This window comes from Nostoc sp. (assembly GCF_036919615.1).
Lineage (GTDB): Bacteria > Cyanobacteriota > Cyanobacteriia > Cyanobacteriales > Nostocaceae > Nostoc.
This window is the reverse complement of sequence record NZ_JBALCN010000046.1, coordinates 236138-250063: the sequence shown is the minus strand read 5'-3', so window position 1 is coordinate 250063 and position 13926 is coordinate 236138. Positions and strand designations below refer to the sequence as shown.

The following is a 13926-nucleotide window of genomic DNA, read 5'->3' as shown; positions in this document are numbered from 1 at the left end:
ACCAACTTACATTTGAGCAGGTAATTTCTGTCTCTTCTTATAACTTTATCCTGGAAGCTCTATTCTATGCAGCTTCACATTGAATTGGTATTAGTCATATTGCTAACCTTCCGGCTGCACCGCCAATAGTCGCAGGTAACCCCAGCATCAATGTGTGATCTAACCACATTGTCCAAGGGTCGCTAAAAGTTAACTTTTGAAAGAACCACAGCATAAAAGCGCCTGCTAGCAGTGACACTAGGTAGGACATAATGGTTTCGCTCGATGGTCGTTGGAAAATTCCCTTTTGCTGTTTACGCTTTTGCTGGTCAGAAAAACCTGCCTGAAATACAATGCCATAAGAAATTAGTAAAGATGTAGCGATCATTGCCAACTGCCAAGGTGGTGAGGCTGCGGCTGCAAGCATAGGAACTTCATCTGTTGGAGCGATGTTAAATGCAATTATGGTTGCACCAATCAGGGTTCTACCCACATCGGCGAAGGTGGACTGTAACTCATCCCCTTTGTTTTTGGTTGTACTGTTTAGCTCATCGGTTGCTTCTCCTTCTGCATTGCCATTTCTGGTATCTCCCAAAAGCTGGTTGGCTAATGCTACACCGAGAGTGAAGGGTACACTTTCAAAGATGATTTTACCTAAAGATTCCTTTAGGGATGTTTCTAGCGTCAATTCTCGCAATAGTAGCAGCACAAAGGCAGAGCAAGCTAGTCCGATCGCCATCGCTTGTACGGTATCCATTGCGGCTTGATGAGCTTGCCAGCTATATCTGCGTTTCCGAAAGCCTTCTGTCTGATTAAGCAAAAAAACCACAATAAACATCAATGCGATCGCCATCATCATTAGTTGTGGTTTTACCAGTGATCCAACCCACCAAACCTCCATTGTGTACAGTAAAGGGATGCCAAATAAAAAACCTCCACAAGCACCCCGAATGATGTCATTAATCTCACTCTTCCATACATTTTTTTGACGTTTTGTTGCCACTCCTTTACTTTCCTTTTGTTGAAAATTTGCTTTGACTTATACTAATCTCTGAAGATACATATAATTAGCCTGCGAAGCAGTACCCCTTTGGGAAGCAAGCTACACCCAGCATCCCCCTCAATCGGCTAGGCAGGCTTTCTATTCTGTAACCCCAAGTCTTCGAGCCTGAGGGCGTTAATGTGCAGCCTCACATAGAATTGATATTAAAGTTCATTTATTTGGGAAAAAGTCATTTTTTAATATATATAATATATCTTATCCATACATATGTTCAGATTTTTTGACGTTGTGTACTTGTGTCGCACTCCGCATCTATCTTAGGTTAATATAATCCATCAGATTATTCTATCGCTTGATGGAAGTAAATAAGAATACACTATTGTTAGTTTATGTAATAGGTTAATAAACTACAAGCTGGAAATAAAAATCATGAGTGCTGAAAAAAGAGTAGAAGCTACTGCAAAAAATATTGAAGGAAAAATCCAAGAGGTTGTGGGTGAAATAACCGGTAATCCCCAAGATAAAGCTGAAGGACAAGCAAAGCAAGCTGAAGCCCAAGTTGATCACACTGTAGAAAACATTAAAGACGAACTTAAGAAATCTTTAGACTAATTTCGCTGTGCAGTGCAAATAGTAATATTAACGATGATTCATTACTGATAGTCTAAGATTAATTACTCCACTAACTTTTAGGAAGTGGAGTTTTTTTATTTACGTAAAATCTGAAAGGGTGAATTACTAAGGAATTGGTTCTAACCATCATTGATGTTTTAAGGGATTTAATTCAACTAATAACTGGCACGATTAGCTAATAAGTTCCAGAGAAAGATGACAATTATTGCACCAATGACGGCAATAATTACACCGGGGACACTAGGGCGTGTCATCAGTTAATTGAAATCTTTCTGTTTGTAAAAGAGTCACTAAAATTTATCCGATCACAGCACCTACGATACCTAAAATCATAGTTTAAACCTATATTCTGCACTTAAATCGGTAGGATCAATAAATTCCATTTAAGGAAAATACCAAATTATAATTTTGACTCCTGAGTAACTCTCAAAAAAATAAATTATGTAAGATTAATAATCAGCTTTCAAATCCTCCTAAAAAAGCTATTTATCCAATAATATTCTTTTGTCTTTTCTCGTCAATTACTAGAATATTCAATAGTCTATGCTAAAGCCGAAATTTAATTAGGTTTGACTGCTGACACAAGCAAAGCGAATCCATACTTACGTGTACGAATTTTATAAAACCCAACTTGAGTTAGCCAATCTAAAATTGTCGGTTGTGACCAAGTACGTCCACCACACGTAACATAGTAGATTAGGGAGAACAAACTAGTGGTAGAGGAAAGTTTTCCTTGCTCGCCAGGATGAAATAAATCATTGATTAGCACAGTTCCGCCCAATCGCAGCGCTTGGAATGCCTTTTTGAGCGCGATTTCGCACTGTTGTGCTGTGAGGCAGTGAAGAATATTGGAGAGAAATACAACATCGTAATTATTACCCCAATCAGTATCCAATAAATTACCTTCAATGTATTGAATGCGATCGCCTAACTTTGCCTGGTGAATTTGAGGTAATCCTACTTCGATAGCATTGGGTAAATCTAGGATATCAGCTTTTAAGTCGGGATACTTCTGGCAAAACGCAATACTGTATTCAGCTGGTCCACCTGCTATATCCAGTAACCGCTTTGGTGGAGGATTGAACTTTGCCCACTTGAGCAAATTTGGTGCAATCTGCTGCCCGCTGCTTTTGAGCATGGTGTAGTAGTTTGCAAAACAAGTTACAGATTGAGGATTGAAATGAAAATTGGGAACTTCACCAGTGCGAATGTCCTTTTCCAACAAGATCATTTGTTGAGCAATATCGCCACCCAATCGTAAGAAGTCTTGAGTTAGCCCACCTGATTTTGTCAGCCAACGAGCAGAATCTTGAGTAAGTCGGTACTGCTGACCTTGCCGCTTGATCAGACCAAAACCATCCAGACTTTCCAGCAAAACTTGCATCCCGTGGAAGTCATAATTCATGGCAGTCGCCAATTCAGAAGCCGTCCTGGGACTCTCTCGCAGAGCATCAAACACATTTAATCGGATGGCAGTTATTAATGCTTGACTTACTCCCATGCCCAGCATTCCTAAGAGCAAAAATTGCAATTCCTTTCGGCTCTGGAGTGCGATCGCCTCTAAAATGTTTTCTGCCTTGATTGTCAACTTCATCTAAAGTTACCTTGTTATTTATTAATTTATTAAGAAATTTTTATTTATACCACAAATACCGATAGCTGCAAAGCAAGCACAAAGCGATTGCTTTGTGACACAGCCCTTTAATACCTAGATTGAGGTAACTAGTACCGCAAGGTGGAAGTCAAAAGTCACTCATTCAAAAGTAAAAAGAAATACAGCGTAAACGTTTCGTTAATTTGAAATGGATTGTTTATTTCCGCCGCGCTGTACTAGTTATGTAAAATTATAACTAGCTTAGGTGTTCATAAAGCAATACGCTTGGGTTAAGGCTCAAATAGTTGTAAATTAGGTATATGGGTCAAAGTAGGTAAATATTGGTGGAGCTAGTGTAAATCGGCTATCACCTAAGCCAGACAGCGATTAGGAGCAAAAATCAAATACTAGTCTTATACAAGTATTAAACTTCAATAAAAATTAATACCCTTTTTGTCAATTAGATTGCACTTTGTTGCGTAAGTCTGGGCTACACGGGCACAGACGCGCTAGCGGCGTGGCTTCCTTTGAAGTACGTTTAAAATAGGAAAATATCAAGAATTATTGGGAGGAATCAATCGTCATGACTGTTATTGTTGCTAAGTGGACGATTGACGAATATCACCGCATGATTGATGCTGGCATTTTGAGCGATCGCAAAGTTGAATTACTCAAGGGAAAAATTGTCGAAATGTCGCCAGAAGGGGAACCCCATGCTTATTGTAGTCATGAATCGACAGAGTATCTAACGGATTTGTTAGGTAAGCGTGCCACAATACGTCAAGCCAAGCCTATCACCTTACCCAACGACTTGGAACCAGAACCGTTTATTTAGAAGAAACAAATAAATCTTCTCTCTATCAAGCAAACTTTTAGCAATCAATTGAGATTATCAAAGAAGAAAATCCATTAGTTGCAGTTTAAGCTAGCATTAAAGTAGTATTTATTGATTCAACAGAGCGTATTTTGCGAACGCTAAAATAACTTTTACAAGCAGCAAGTAATCCAGGCAAAATACTTAATAACTTATCCTAAATATTCAATTAAATCCTGAAGGTAGTCGCGTGTTTCTGATAAGGTTAAATATAAAAAATTACCGCTTGCATCCATTATTTCGTATTCATCAAGAGTAGTATTATTACCATCTTCACCCCATCCCAGTCCAAGAATAAGACCATTACTATAAGCTTTATCTCCAAGTTCAGCTATTTCTAAAAGCAAAGATTTATACTCAGGTTTTAATTTTCTTGTTTGAATCATCTTATTTAATCTGGCTTCATACTCGATGTATGATTCACTATTGGAAGACATTTTTTTGAATTATCTTTTGGCTGAGATTGGGTGGTAATACTACTATGAAATCGCTTGCAACAACCTTTGCTGCAAGTATGTCTATCTCTGATTATCGTCCTTTGATATAGTGCTGCATTGGCAATGGCAGTATTACTACAAGATACTTCGCTCCCTGTACCCCATGTACAGAAATAGAAAATACTAAAGTAATTTCGACTTTATATAGCATATTCATTTAAAAATGTCAATTTTTGGATAAAATAAATTTACAGTATGCTGTATTTATCAAACTACAAGAGCAGATTTGTCAGGAGATAGCTTTGTCAAAAATCAACTTTTTAAAAAAACACTTTAGAGCCATTGGAGCCACTTTGCTTGCAATGGTCATCACCGCTTGCAATAACTCTGCTAAATCACAATTACCATCTGCCAATCGCCCATCAGTTGCAAATCTTTCGGATACGTCCAATCCAACTTCTCCACCTGTCTCTCCCACACAAAATTCTGCGAATTCCCAATCGTTGGAACAACAAGCTGTCCAAGTTATTCATGATTATTACGATGCTATTGCCCGTCAAGACTATAAACAAGCTTACTTGGCTTGGGATGGAGATAGATCTGCCAGCAAACAGTCGTTTGAGGAGTTCAAGCAAGGTTTTGCTAACACCGTATCTGTTGTCGAAGAGGTTGGAAAACCAGGCTCATTAGAAGGAGCGGCAGGCTCCCTATATATTGAAATTCCAGTTACTGTTACTGCTGTTACTAGCAATGGGACTCCACAGCGATTTCATGGTAGTTATAAACTGCGACGAGTCAATAACGTTCCTGGCTCAACTCCACAACAGCGTAGATGGCATATCTACTCTGCCAATATTTCACTTGAGCAGTAATCAATTTTAGCAAAATCCTTCTTCATCAACTCGGATATAAATAAAAACAGGATTAATATTTTGGTGTGGCGGCTCATTGAAGAAAAACTCATTAAGCCAGAAGCCACCAAATCAGAATTGATTGGTGGGGTTTAAACTAGTTTATTTATTCACTACTCATACAAAATTGATCCTGAATTCTGACTCCTGAGTCCTGTTTTGGTGATCAATCACCGTTATCAGTCCCTAATTACCTTTTCCTGTAGATACAGATGCTTAATTCTGGGGTTGCAATGATGTCCGTCCTTCTGCAACTTGTCACGAATCTAGTTAAGCTGTTATCCTCCGTACAATCATCTGGGCATTTTATTTCTGGCAAGTGCCAGACTGATCAAAGAGAGATAGTTGCTGCATGACCGTATGGTATGCTCATGCAGTAAATAATTACTGTTAGCATTAGCCATGAACTTTGAAGCAGTTGAGCGCAGCATTCTTACACCTCTAACTTTTATTCAACGTAATGCTAAAGTCTATAGTCATAAAGTTTCTATTATATATAATCAAAAACGCTTCACTTACAAGGAATTTGCAGAGCGGATAAATTGTCTAGCCTCAGCACTGCATCATGCTGGACTTGAAAAAGGCGATCGCGTCGCTTTTTTTTGTTTCAATACTCCACCCATGCTGGAAGCTCATTTTGCTGTGCCTTTAATAGGTGGAATTTTAGTATCTATTAATACTCGTTTAGCTTCCAAAGAAGTTGCTTATATCTTAAATGATTGCGGTGCTAAATTTCTCTTTATTGATACAGAGTTAGCAAATATAATTCGACCTATTAAAAATAGTCTAGAAACTGTTAAGTATATAATCAATATCAGCGATGTTGAAGGATTTGAACCTATAGATGGAGAGGATTATGAAGCATTTCTCCAAACTGGTAACCTCACTCCTTTATCTTGGGTAATTACGGATGAGATGGATACGATTTCTATTAATTACACTAGTGGAACTTCTGGCAAACCCAAAGGTGTAATGTATTCTCATCGCGGTGCATATATTAACTCTTTAGGAGAAATAATTGAAACAACACTAACATCTAACTCAGTTTATCTATGGACTCTGCCCATGTTTCACTGTAATGGTTGGTGTTTTACTTGGGCGGTAACTGCTATCGGTGGTACTCATATTTGTTTGCGTAAGTTTAACCCCGGTAATATCTGGAAGTTAATTCAACAACTTGGAGTAACTCATTTAAATGCTGCACCTGTAATTTTACTTTCTCTCCTGAATCATCCAGACTGTCCACAATTATTAGCAAAACCTCTAACTATCACTACAGCAGGTGCACCACCATCACCGACATTGATTGAAAAAATTATTAACATTGGCGCAAAAATTATTCACGTTTATGGTTTAACAGAAGTTTATGGACCATATACTGTTTGTGAATATCAATCAGATTGGAATAATTTAAATATTGAAAAACAAGCAAAACTTATGGCACGTCAAGGCGTACCTTATATTGGTGCAGATGGTTTGCGAGTTGTAGATCAAAAGATGAATGATGTCCCGGCGAACGGTCAAACAATGGGGGAAGTGGTGATGCGAGGAAATATGGTGATGACAGGCTATTATAATGATCCAGAAGCAACCGAATGGGTATTTAGAGGAGGATGGTTTCATAGCGGTGATTTAGCAGTAATGCACCCTGACGGTTATATTGAGGTGCGCGATCGTATGAAAGATATCATCATTACGAATGGGGAAAATGTCTCCAGTATTGAAGTTGAACAATGTCTTTACCGCCATGAAGCCGTGTTAGAGTGTGCAGTTATTGCTGTACCTCATGCCAAGCGTGGTGAAGTGCCAAAAGCCTTTGTTACCCTCAGAGAAAACGTGCAAGTTACAGAACAAGAATTAATCCAATTTTGCCGCCATCAAATTGCTGCTTTTAAATGCCCTACGACTATTGAATTTACTATTCTGCCAAAAACTAGTACTGGTAAAATTCAAAAGTATCTATTACGGGAGAAAGAATGGATAGGTTATGAAAAGAGGATTTATGGCAGTTAGTTACGATATTGTAAAATCACTGCCAATTTTTTCACTAATATAGGCAATTTAGTAAATGTAGTTAAATATTAATCATCCAAAAATATGTCTTTGTGGCAACTTTATTATCACATTGTTTGGGCAACAAAAAAACGTCAACCGCTAATTATGCCCCAGAAAGAACCTGACCTTTATGATTACATGATTGGGAAATCAGATGCTCTCCGTTGTATAGTCCATGCAATAGGCGGTATGGAAGACCACATTCATTTAGTTGTATCTATTCCCCTGACAATGGCAATTGCAGACTTTATGAAAAACATTAAAGAAAGTAGTTTTTACTATTTAAATTATACCCTTACCACTACATCAAATAAATTCGCTTGGCAGGAAGAATATGGTGTATTTTTTTTGGGTAGTAAGCAACTTGAACAAGCTGTTAATTATGTCAAAAATCAAAAAACTCATCATCTACAAGGAACAACTAATCTTCATTTAGGAAAGGTTAAAATTTTATAGTATTTCTGCTGATTTTTAATTTATAGAAATGCAAATATCATAATTAGTTAAACAAAAAAGATGAGTGATAATCTTTTGAGTGCAAAACTTGTAACAACCACATCTGCCGAAGTGCGATCGCAAAGGCATTCCCATTGAAAAAGCCATTTTCCCTGGACTTCCTTATATTATGCTGCATTCCCTATCACACCTCTTGATTACAGCAGTGTCTTTGGAGTGTGGTTATGCTGCTAGTTCAATTCGTGAACGCATTATGCCAGTGAAGCAGGTTATGGCATCCTTTTATATACTGGTTCTCCCGGTTCTGAGGGGACTTTAGGAGGACTTGTACAAATAGGGAATCAACTTGAAGAACATTTGAATGTTGCCCTAGAGTTGGGAAAACTTTGTTCTAACGATTCAGTATGCGCTCAACATTTTGATGTCGGTAATCAAAAACAAATCGTTTTGGCTCTTGACCAAGCTGGATGGCATACCGCGAAAAAACTTGAGATTCCACAAGGTATCCATATTATCGAAATGCCATCTCACTTTCCGGAACTTCAACCTGCCGAGAGACTTTGGCCACTTACAAATGAACCAATTGCTTTCCCGTTCATTTAAAGATATTGATCAGGTGGAGGAAGTTGTATTTAATCGCTGCAAACAGTTGCTTGAACAGAAAGATTTAGTTCGGGGTTTAACAAATTTTTACTGGTGGCCTCAAGTAACTGTTGCCACCTGACAGGATTAACTATGGGTAATCAACCGGACATGATATAAGTCCTGATTTTTTCAAAAACCTTAATAAAAAAAGGAGCCTGACTCAGACTCCTTAATAAAAAACTAGTAATAGAATTGTGACTATTTAACAGTCACCTTACCGCCAGCTTCTTCGATCCGCTTCTTAGCATCTTCAGCAGCATCCTTAGCAATACCTTCTTTAACTGCCTTGGGTGCAGCTTCCACCAAGTCTTTCGCTTCTTTCAGACCCAAACCGGTCAATTCGCGGACAATCTTCAGTACAGCAATCTTTTTATCAGCTGGGACTGATTCGAGAATCACTTCAAACTCGGTTTGCTCAACAACTTCCTCAGCAGGAGCAGCACCACCAGTACCAGGCATCATCATCATGCCACCAACAGGTGCAGCAGCACTTACGCCAAAAGCTTCTTCAATTTGTTTGACTAACTCAGAAGCTTCCAGCAAAGAAAGGGTTTTTAGCTGTTCTAAAATTTGATCGGTTGCAGTAGACATTGATATAACTCCTGTAATTTTGATTATTTATTTAGCCATTTGTCATTGGTCTTTAACTATAGACTCTTGACTCTTGACTGATGAACCACGAAGTCTATTCAGCAGCGGTTTCGGTGCTGCTATCTGGTACAGCAGCGGTTTCGGTACTGCTATCTTGTACAGCAGCGGTTTCAGTGCTGCTATCTTGTACAGCAGCGGTTTCAGTGCTGCTATCTTGTACAGCAGCGGTTTCGGTGCTACCACCACTTTGCTCTTGGTCGGACACAGCCTGTAAAGCACGAGCCAGCGAACCAGGAACTTCGTTGATACCCACAGCAATCTTGGTTGCCAAAGCATTGATAGCTCCAGCAATTTGGGCTATGAGTTGTTCCTTAGATGGTAGGTCTCCCAGTACCTTGACATCAGGTTCTTTGAGTAGACGACCTTCCAGGACACCACCACGAAGTTCTGTTTTCTTGGTGACTTTTTGGAATTCTTGGTATGCCTTAATTGCCGATGAAAAATCTTCTTTTACCAGCAAAAAAGCGGAAGCACCATTAAGCAATTCTGACAAAGGCTGCCATTTTTCATCATCTTTAATGGCAATGCCCATTAGGGTGTTCTTCGTCACCTTACAAACGGTGCCACTGGGACGCAGTCGTCGCCGTAAATCGGTAATTTCAGAAACTGTTAGCCCCTGATAGTCAATTACCAGTGCCAGAGTTGACTCACTCAAAGTAACTTTGAGGTCAGCTACTATCTCTTTTTTATTTTCTATTGTTCTACCCATTCCAATCTCACCTCCTTAAAATAATCGGTGATTGCCCTACTTGTACGTTTCTTCTAAACCTGAACCCAAACAACAAACCCCGACTAATTTAGCCGGGGTTGAGTAGTAAGACTCCTGATGCCATAGTCATCACACCTTTATAGGTGGTAATTCTGACAATTAGAGTTTTAACCTCGGCAGGATATTAAGCTATTAGCACCTGCTGTCTCCGGCTTTGCCTATTTAATTTAAAGTTAGGAGCAAGTAGTTAGGAGTTAGAAGTTTTATTCTTAACTTCTAACTTATAACTCATAACTCTTATTAACCAGCTTCGCTCAGTTTCAAATCTCGTAGAGCAGTAACATCAACTTTAATTGATGGTCCCATTGTGGCTGACACATAAAATGTGCGCCAATAACGACCTTTAGCTCCTGAAGGACGGTTACGGTCAATCGTCTCCTGCAATGCCTTCAGGTTGACTAACAAATCTTCAGGCGAGAAGGTTGCCTTACCAAACATAACATGGACAATACCAGTTCGATCAGCTCGGAATTCTAATTTACCAGCTTTGAATTCTGCGATCGCACTTGCTAAATCAAATGTCACGGTTCCACCCTTGGGCGATGGCATTAAACCACGCGGACCAAGCAACTTACCCAGCTTTGCCACCTGTGGCATCACATCGGGTGTCGCAATCAGCTTGTCAAAATCCATTCTACCTTTCTGGATTTCGTCAATCAGTTCTTCTGATCCGACTATATCAGCACCAGCGTTGCTTGCTTCGTTTACCTTTTCGCCTCTGGCTATCACCGCCACCCGGACGATTTGTCCTGTACCTTTAGGCAGTGCTACCGTTGTCCGCAACTGTTGGTCTGTATACTTAGGGTCAATTCCCAGCCGGATATGCGCTTCAGCAGCTTCAGCAAATTTAGCTGTTGCTGTATCTTTGAGAAGGGCTAAAGCCTCTAGGGGTTCATAGTCCTTATCTTCTACTTTTGCTTGCAGCGTCTGCAAACGACGTGATATTTTTACCATTTTTTTCTCCTGGGGTAATTCCGAAGCTTCGCCTCTCCCCCGATACAATTTTGGATTTTAGATTTTGGAGTAGGAAGTTAAAAGTGAGGAATCAGGAGTTACTAATTTAAAACTCATAACTCTGCCAATTTTAGATTTGGAATTTTGGATTTTGGATTAAAAAAAATTTAAAATCTAAAATCTAAAATCTAAAATCGAATGACTCATAACTTTTTTAATCCGTGACTGTTACGCCCATATTTTTAGCCGTTCCTGCCACAATCTTCATTGCCGCGTCTATGTCGTTGGCATTAAGATCGGGGAGTTTCGTTTGGGCTATTTCTTGCAATTGTGCTTTGGTAATTGACCCAACCTTCTTTTTGTTGGGTTCATTCGAGCCTTTTTCAACTTTCGCCGCCTTCCGAATCAGTACTGATGCTGGTGGCGTCTTGAGGACAAATGTAAAACTTCGGTCTTCAAAAACCGAAATTTCTACAGGTATCACCATTCCAGCTTGATCTGCGGTTTTGGCGTTGTACTCTTTACAAAACATCATGATGTTAACGCCATGTTGACCCAAGGCGGGCCCCACTGGCGGCGCTGGATTGGCTTTTCCAGCATTCAGGGCCAGTTTAATGACCGCTACTATTTTCTTTGCCATTTGTATTTAGCTCTGTTTCTCTACCTGATTAAATTCCAATTCTACTGGTGTATCCCTGCCGAAAATGGAGAGCAAGGCTTTGAGTTTACTCCGCTCTGGAGAGACTTCAATCACCTCGCCTTCAAAGTTTTTAAATGGACCAGAAAGCACCATTATCTTATCACCAGTAGCCATGTCAATTTTAAGAACCGGCTCCTGTTCGCTGGTTTGTTTGAATATGCGTTCTACTTCTGAAGAACTCAGTGGTATGGGGTTGACATGACCGCGACCCTTGCTGCTACCACGTTTTTGTTCTGAACCGACAAAATTAATTACATGAGAGGTGTTTCGTACCACCTGCCAGGTATCATCATCCATCATCATCCGTACCAGCACATAGCCAGGGAAAACTTTTTCTTCTGTATGCTGGCGACTGCCATCTTTGCGGATTTTTACCGCTGGCGTCTGTGGAATTTCTACCTGGACAATTTTGTCAGCTACATCAAAAGTTTGAATGCGTTGCTCTAAGTTAGTCTTTACACGCTTTTCACAGCCTGAGGCTACTTGCACTGCATACCAGCGTGCTTCTTTTGACGCTGCTTCTGCTGTTTCTCCTGTTTCCTCCGACTGCAACGTGGAGTTGCGAGGTTCGTCTGTTGCAAAAGTCATCAGAACACCTGTTTTGCTGCCCAACCAAATAATCCATCGACCAAGTATATCAAAGATGCGGAGAGTGCCACCATTAACAACACAGCGGCGGATTCGCTCACTATCTGCTTCCGACTCGGCCAGACTACTTTCTCAAGTTCTTCTCTAATTCCCTGTATGAAGTTGCCAAGGCTAAACCCATTTGTGGTTTCTGGCAATTCTGCTTCACTTTTTTTGGCCACGACCGTTTATCCCTCCGTTTGTCACTCAATTTTGGATTTTGGACTTTCCTGCGGAACGCTACGCGAACGGCTACGCTGAGTCGAACGATTTTGGATTTTAGATTTACCCCATGCTTTAAGGCATAGGCGCTTAATTTGAGATTTTGGGTTGTCGGTTTTAAATTTCTTATCAATCCAAAATCCAAAATCTAAAATTCGATCGCCCTGGTTTGCAGCTCCGACTCTATTTTACTTAACTGAAAGCAAAACAACTGCAAATACAATAAGTTTACCCGAAATTATTAGCGCTAACTGCTATATTAGCAGCTGCGTAATTATTTCGGGCTTTGTTTTTTGCTCTTGAGCGCGCCCTGGAGGACTTGAACCCCCGACATCAGGTTTTGGAGACCTGCGTTCTACCAACTGAACTAAGAGCGCACAAGCTGTTTTTGATTCAGTTATTGCGCTGAACTAAATTTCAGTTTAACGCAATATGCGATTTAGATCATACCTCAATTTTACCTTTGGGGACAAGTCAGCGGCAGATGCCGCTTGAGGCTTGAGATTTCTCCGATACTTTTGCAGGACGAATCACAAAGGGCGGTCAAACCGTTGCTTGATTCGGGTTGCCTTACCTACGCGATCGCGGAGATAATACAGTTTAGCACGGCGTACCTTACCGCGACGTAATACCTTGATGCTGTCAATCCGGGGAGAATGCAACAGAAACACCCGCTCGACGCCCACACCTTGAAAAACCTTACGGACTGTAATAGTTTCGTTGATGCCACCATTACGCTTGGCAATCACTACTCCCTCATAGGGTTGTACACGGTACTTTTCGCCTTCCTTGATTTTCACTCCCACTTTTACTGTGTCGCCCACATAAATGTCGGGCAGATTCGATTTTTTCTGTTCCGCTTCAATCGAGCGGATAATCTCTTGAGCGTTCATAGTCTTTCTGTCTGCTAAAAAAAAACTCCCAATCATCAATCATAAATCGATAATCCTCTTTCAGTCTACTTATTGGGATTGATGATAGCAATTCTCATTCTGATAATGATTATTCTAAAGAACCGGAACTATCCAAAATTTTCAGTTAAAGGTATGGTTTTTGTATCTCTTTAATTTGTAAGCGTAGGGGCTTTTTTTTAATCAGCCAGGAATTTCGACGAAATAGTACAATCCTATCGGTTAATCTGGGAAGATTTTCCTGATCAGCGTACAGGCAAAAACAAGCACGCTTCCGAAGAGCGATCGCTGGTAAATGCTCCAGCTGCTAAATTAGTTTCTAAGTACAATACACCAAGTAACTTACCCTGATGTAAAATAGGGCTGCACAAGATCCTCTTGGGCTGCTCACAACTCGAAGCCCTGCTGCTGACACTTCAAAAATTAGGGATTATTTGACTCAGACTTTCACTCCTGAGTTAGCAATCAGATCAAGTGTTATACCAATTTTGTATGAAGTTGCATA

15 protein-coding genes, 1 tRNA gene, 2 pseudogenes and 1 other annotated feature are annotated in these 13926 nt (G+C 40.0%); of the genes and pseudogenes, 6 read left to right on the top strand and 12 right to left on the bottom strand.

All coding sequences use genetic code 11. The features are described from left to right. Nucleotides 1–94 precede the first annotated feature (94 nt). Nucleotides 95–982 (bottom strand): TIGR02587 family membrane protein, encoded by an 888-nt coding sequence (locus V7K48_RS15685; protein ID WP_335073919.1) that lies wholly within the window; start codon nucleotides 980–982, stop codon nucleotides 95–97. A 429-nt stretch (nucleotides 983–1411) separates the two neighbouring features. On the opposite strand from V7K48_RS15685, the gene V7K48_RS15680 reads away from it, so the two are divergent. Beyond that, complete coding sequence (locus tag V7K48_RS15680) at nucleotides 1412–1594, top strand: CsbD family protein (protein WP_335073917.1); 183 nt, start codon at nucleotides 1412–1414, stop codon at nucleotides 1592–1594. A gap of 580 nt (nucleotides 1595–2174) precedes the next feature. Here V7K48_RS15680 and V7K48_RS15675 read toward each other — a convergent pair. Next, the gene (locus tag V7K48_RS15675; protein ID WP_335073915.1) at nucleotides 2175–3209 is read right to left on the bottom strand and encodes a methyltransferase; all 1035 of its coding nucleotides are present in this window, start codon (nucleotides 3207–3209) and stop codon (nucleotides 2175–2177) included. 583 nt (nucleotides 3210–3792) lie between these two features. Between V7K48_RS15675 and V7K48_RS15670 the strand changes: the two are divergent. Beyond that, nucleotides 3793–4035 (top strand): annotated as a pseudogene (locus V7K48_RS15670) (Uma2 family endonuclease); the annotation flags it as partial. Nucleotides 4036–4235: 200 nt separating this feature from the next. Here V7K48_RS15670 and V7K48_RS15665 read toward each other — a convergent pair. Next, the gene (locus V7K48_RS15665) at nucleotides 4236–4469 is read right to left on the bottom strand and encodes a hypothetical protein (RefSeq protein ID WP_335073913.1); all 234 of its coding nucleotides are present in this window, start codon (nucleotides 4467–4469) and stop codon (nucleotides 4236–4238) included. Nucleotides 4470–4753: 284 nt separating this feature from the next. On the opposite strand from V7K48_RS15665, the gene V7K48_RS15660 reads away from it, so the two are divergent. The 3 genes from V7K48_RS15660 (at nucleotide 4754) to tnpA (ending at nucleotide 7942) form a co-directional block, all read left to right on the top strand. Next, nucleotides 4754–5392 carry a hypothetical protein gene (locus tag V7K48_RS15660; protein WP_335073911.1) on the top strand — a complete coding sequence of 213 codons (639 nt, stop codon included), beginning with the start codon at nucleotides 4754–4756 and terminating at the stop codon, nucleotides 5390–5392. Nucleotides 5393–5833: 441 nt separating this feature from the next. Continuing rightward, on the top strand, nucleotides 5834–7444 hold the full coding sequence (locus V7K48_RS15655) for an acyl--CoA ligase family protein (RefSeq protein WP_335073909.1): 1611 nt from the start codon (nucleotides 5834–5836) through the stop codon (nucleotides 7442–7444). Nucleotides 7445–7528: 84 nt separating this feature from the next. Further along, nucleotides 7529–7942, top strand: a complete 414-nt coding sequence (gene tnpA, locus V7K48_RS15650) for an IS200/IS605 family transposase (RefSeq protein ID WP_335073907.1) — start codon at nucleotides 7529–7531, stop codon at nucleotides 7940–7942. Between the two features lie 43 nt (nucleotides 7943–7985). Here the strand turns inward: tnpA and V7K48_RS15645 are convergent, their stop codons facing one another. Beyond that, nucleotides 7986–8120, bottom strand: coding sequence for a hypothetical protein (locus tag V7K48_RS15645; RefSeq protein ID WP_335073905.1), 135 nt, complete (start codon nucleotides 8118–8120; stop codon nucleotides 7986–7988). A gap of 179 nt (nucleotides 8121–8299) precedes the next feature. On the opposite strand from V7K48_RS15645, the gene V7K48_RS15640 reads away from it, so the two are divergent. Next, nucleotides 8300–8545: a hypothetical protein gene (locus V7K48_RS15640; RefSeq protein WP_335073903.1), complete on the top strand. Its 246-nt coding sequence runs from the start codon at nucleotides 8300–8302 to the stop codon at nucleotides 8543–8545. A 240-nt stretch (nucleotides 8546–8785) separates the two neighbouring features. On the opposite strand, the gene rplL is transcribed toward V7K48_RS15640, so the two are convergent. From rplL to rplS, 8 genes and pseudogenes are all read right to left on the bottom strand, one after another. Continuing rightward, nucleotides 8786–9178: a 50S ribosomal protein L7/L12 gene (gene rplL / locus V7K48_RS15635; RefSeq protein ID WP_335073901.1), complete on the bottom strand. Its 393-nt coding sequence runs from the start codon at nucleotides 9176–9178 to the stop codon at nucleotides 8786–8788. 241 nt (nucleotides 9179–9419) lie between these two features. Next, a pseudogene (rplJ, locus tag V7K48_RS15630) lies at nucleotides 9420–9947 on the bottom strand (50S ribosomal protein L10); the annotation flags it as partial. A 62-nt stretch (nucleotides 9948–10009) separates the two neighbouring features. Beyond that, nucleotides 10010–10177 (bottom strand) — a sequence feature (ribosomal protein L10 leader region). A gap of 70 nt (nucleotides 10178–10247) precedes the next feature. Further along, entirely contained in the window at nucleotides 10248–10961 is a 714-nt protein-coding gene (rplA, locus tag V7K48_RS15625) for a 50S ribosomal protein L1 (RefSeq protein ID WP_334978407.1), read from the bottom strand. Between the two features lie 214 nt (nucleotides 10962–11175). Next, complete coding sequence (gene rplK / locus V7K48_RS15620; protein ID WP_273766606.1) at nucleotides 11176–11601, bottom strand: 50S ribosomal protein L11; 426 nt, start codon at nucleotides 11599–11601, stop codon at nucleotides 11176–11178. Nucleotides 11602–11607: 6 nt separating this feature from the next. Next, the gene (gene nusG, locus V7K48_RS15615) at nucleotides 11608–12249 is read right to left on the bottom strand and encodes a transcription termination/antitermination protein NusG (protein WP_335073899.1); all 642 of its coding nucleotides are present in this window, start codon (nucleotides 12247–12249) and stop codon (nucleotides 11608–11610) included. Further along, nucleotides 12249–12470 (bottom strand): preprotein translocase subunit SecE, encoded by a 222-nt coding sequence (secE, locus tag V7K48_RS15610; protein WP_334978401.1) that lies wholly within the window; start codon nucleotides 12468–12470, stop codon nucleotides 12249–12251. Before secE ends, nusG begins: the two co-directional genes overlap by 1 nt. A gap of 344 nt (nucleotides 12471–12814) precedes the next feature. Beyond that, nucleotides 12815–12887, bottom strand: a tRNA-Trp gene (locus tag V7K48_RS15605). Between the two features lie 153 nt (nucleotides 12888–13040). Continuing rightward, nucleotides 13041–13403: a 50S ribosomal protein L19 gene (rplS, locus tag V7K48_RS15600; RefSeq protein ID WP_334978399.1), complete on the bottom strand. Its 363-nt coding sequence runs from the start codon at nucleotides 13401–13403 to the stop codon at nucleotides 13041–13043. Nucleotides 13404–13926 lie beyond the last annotated feature (523 nt).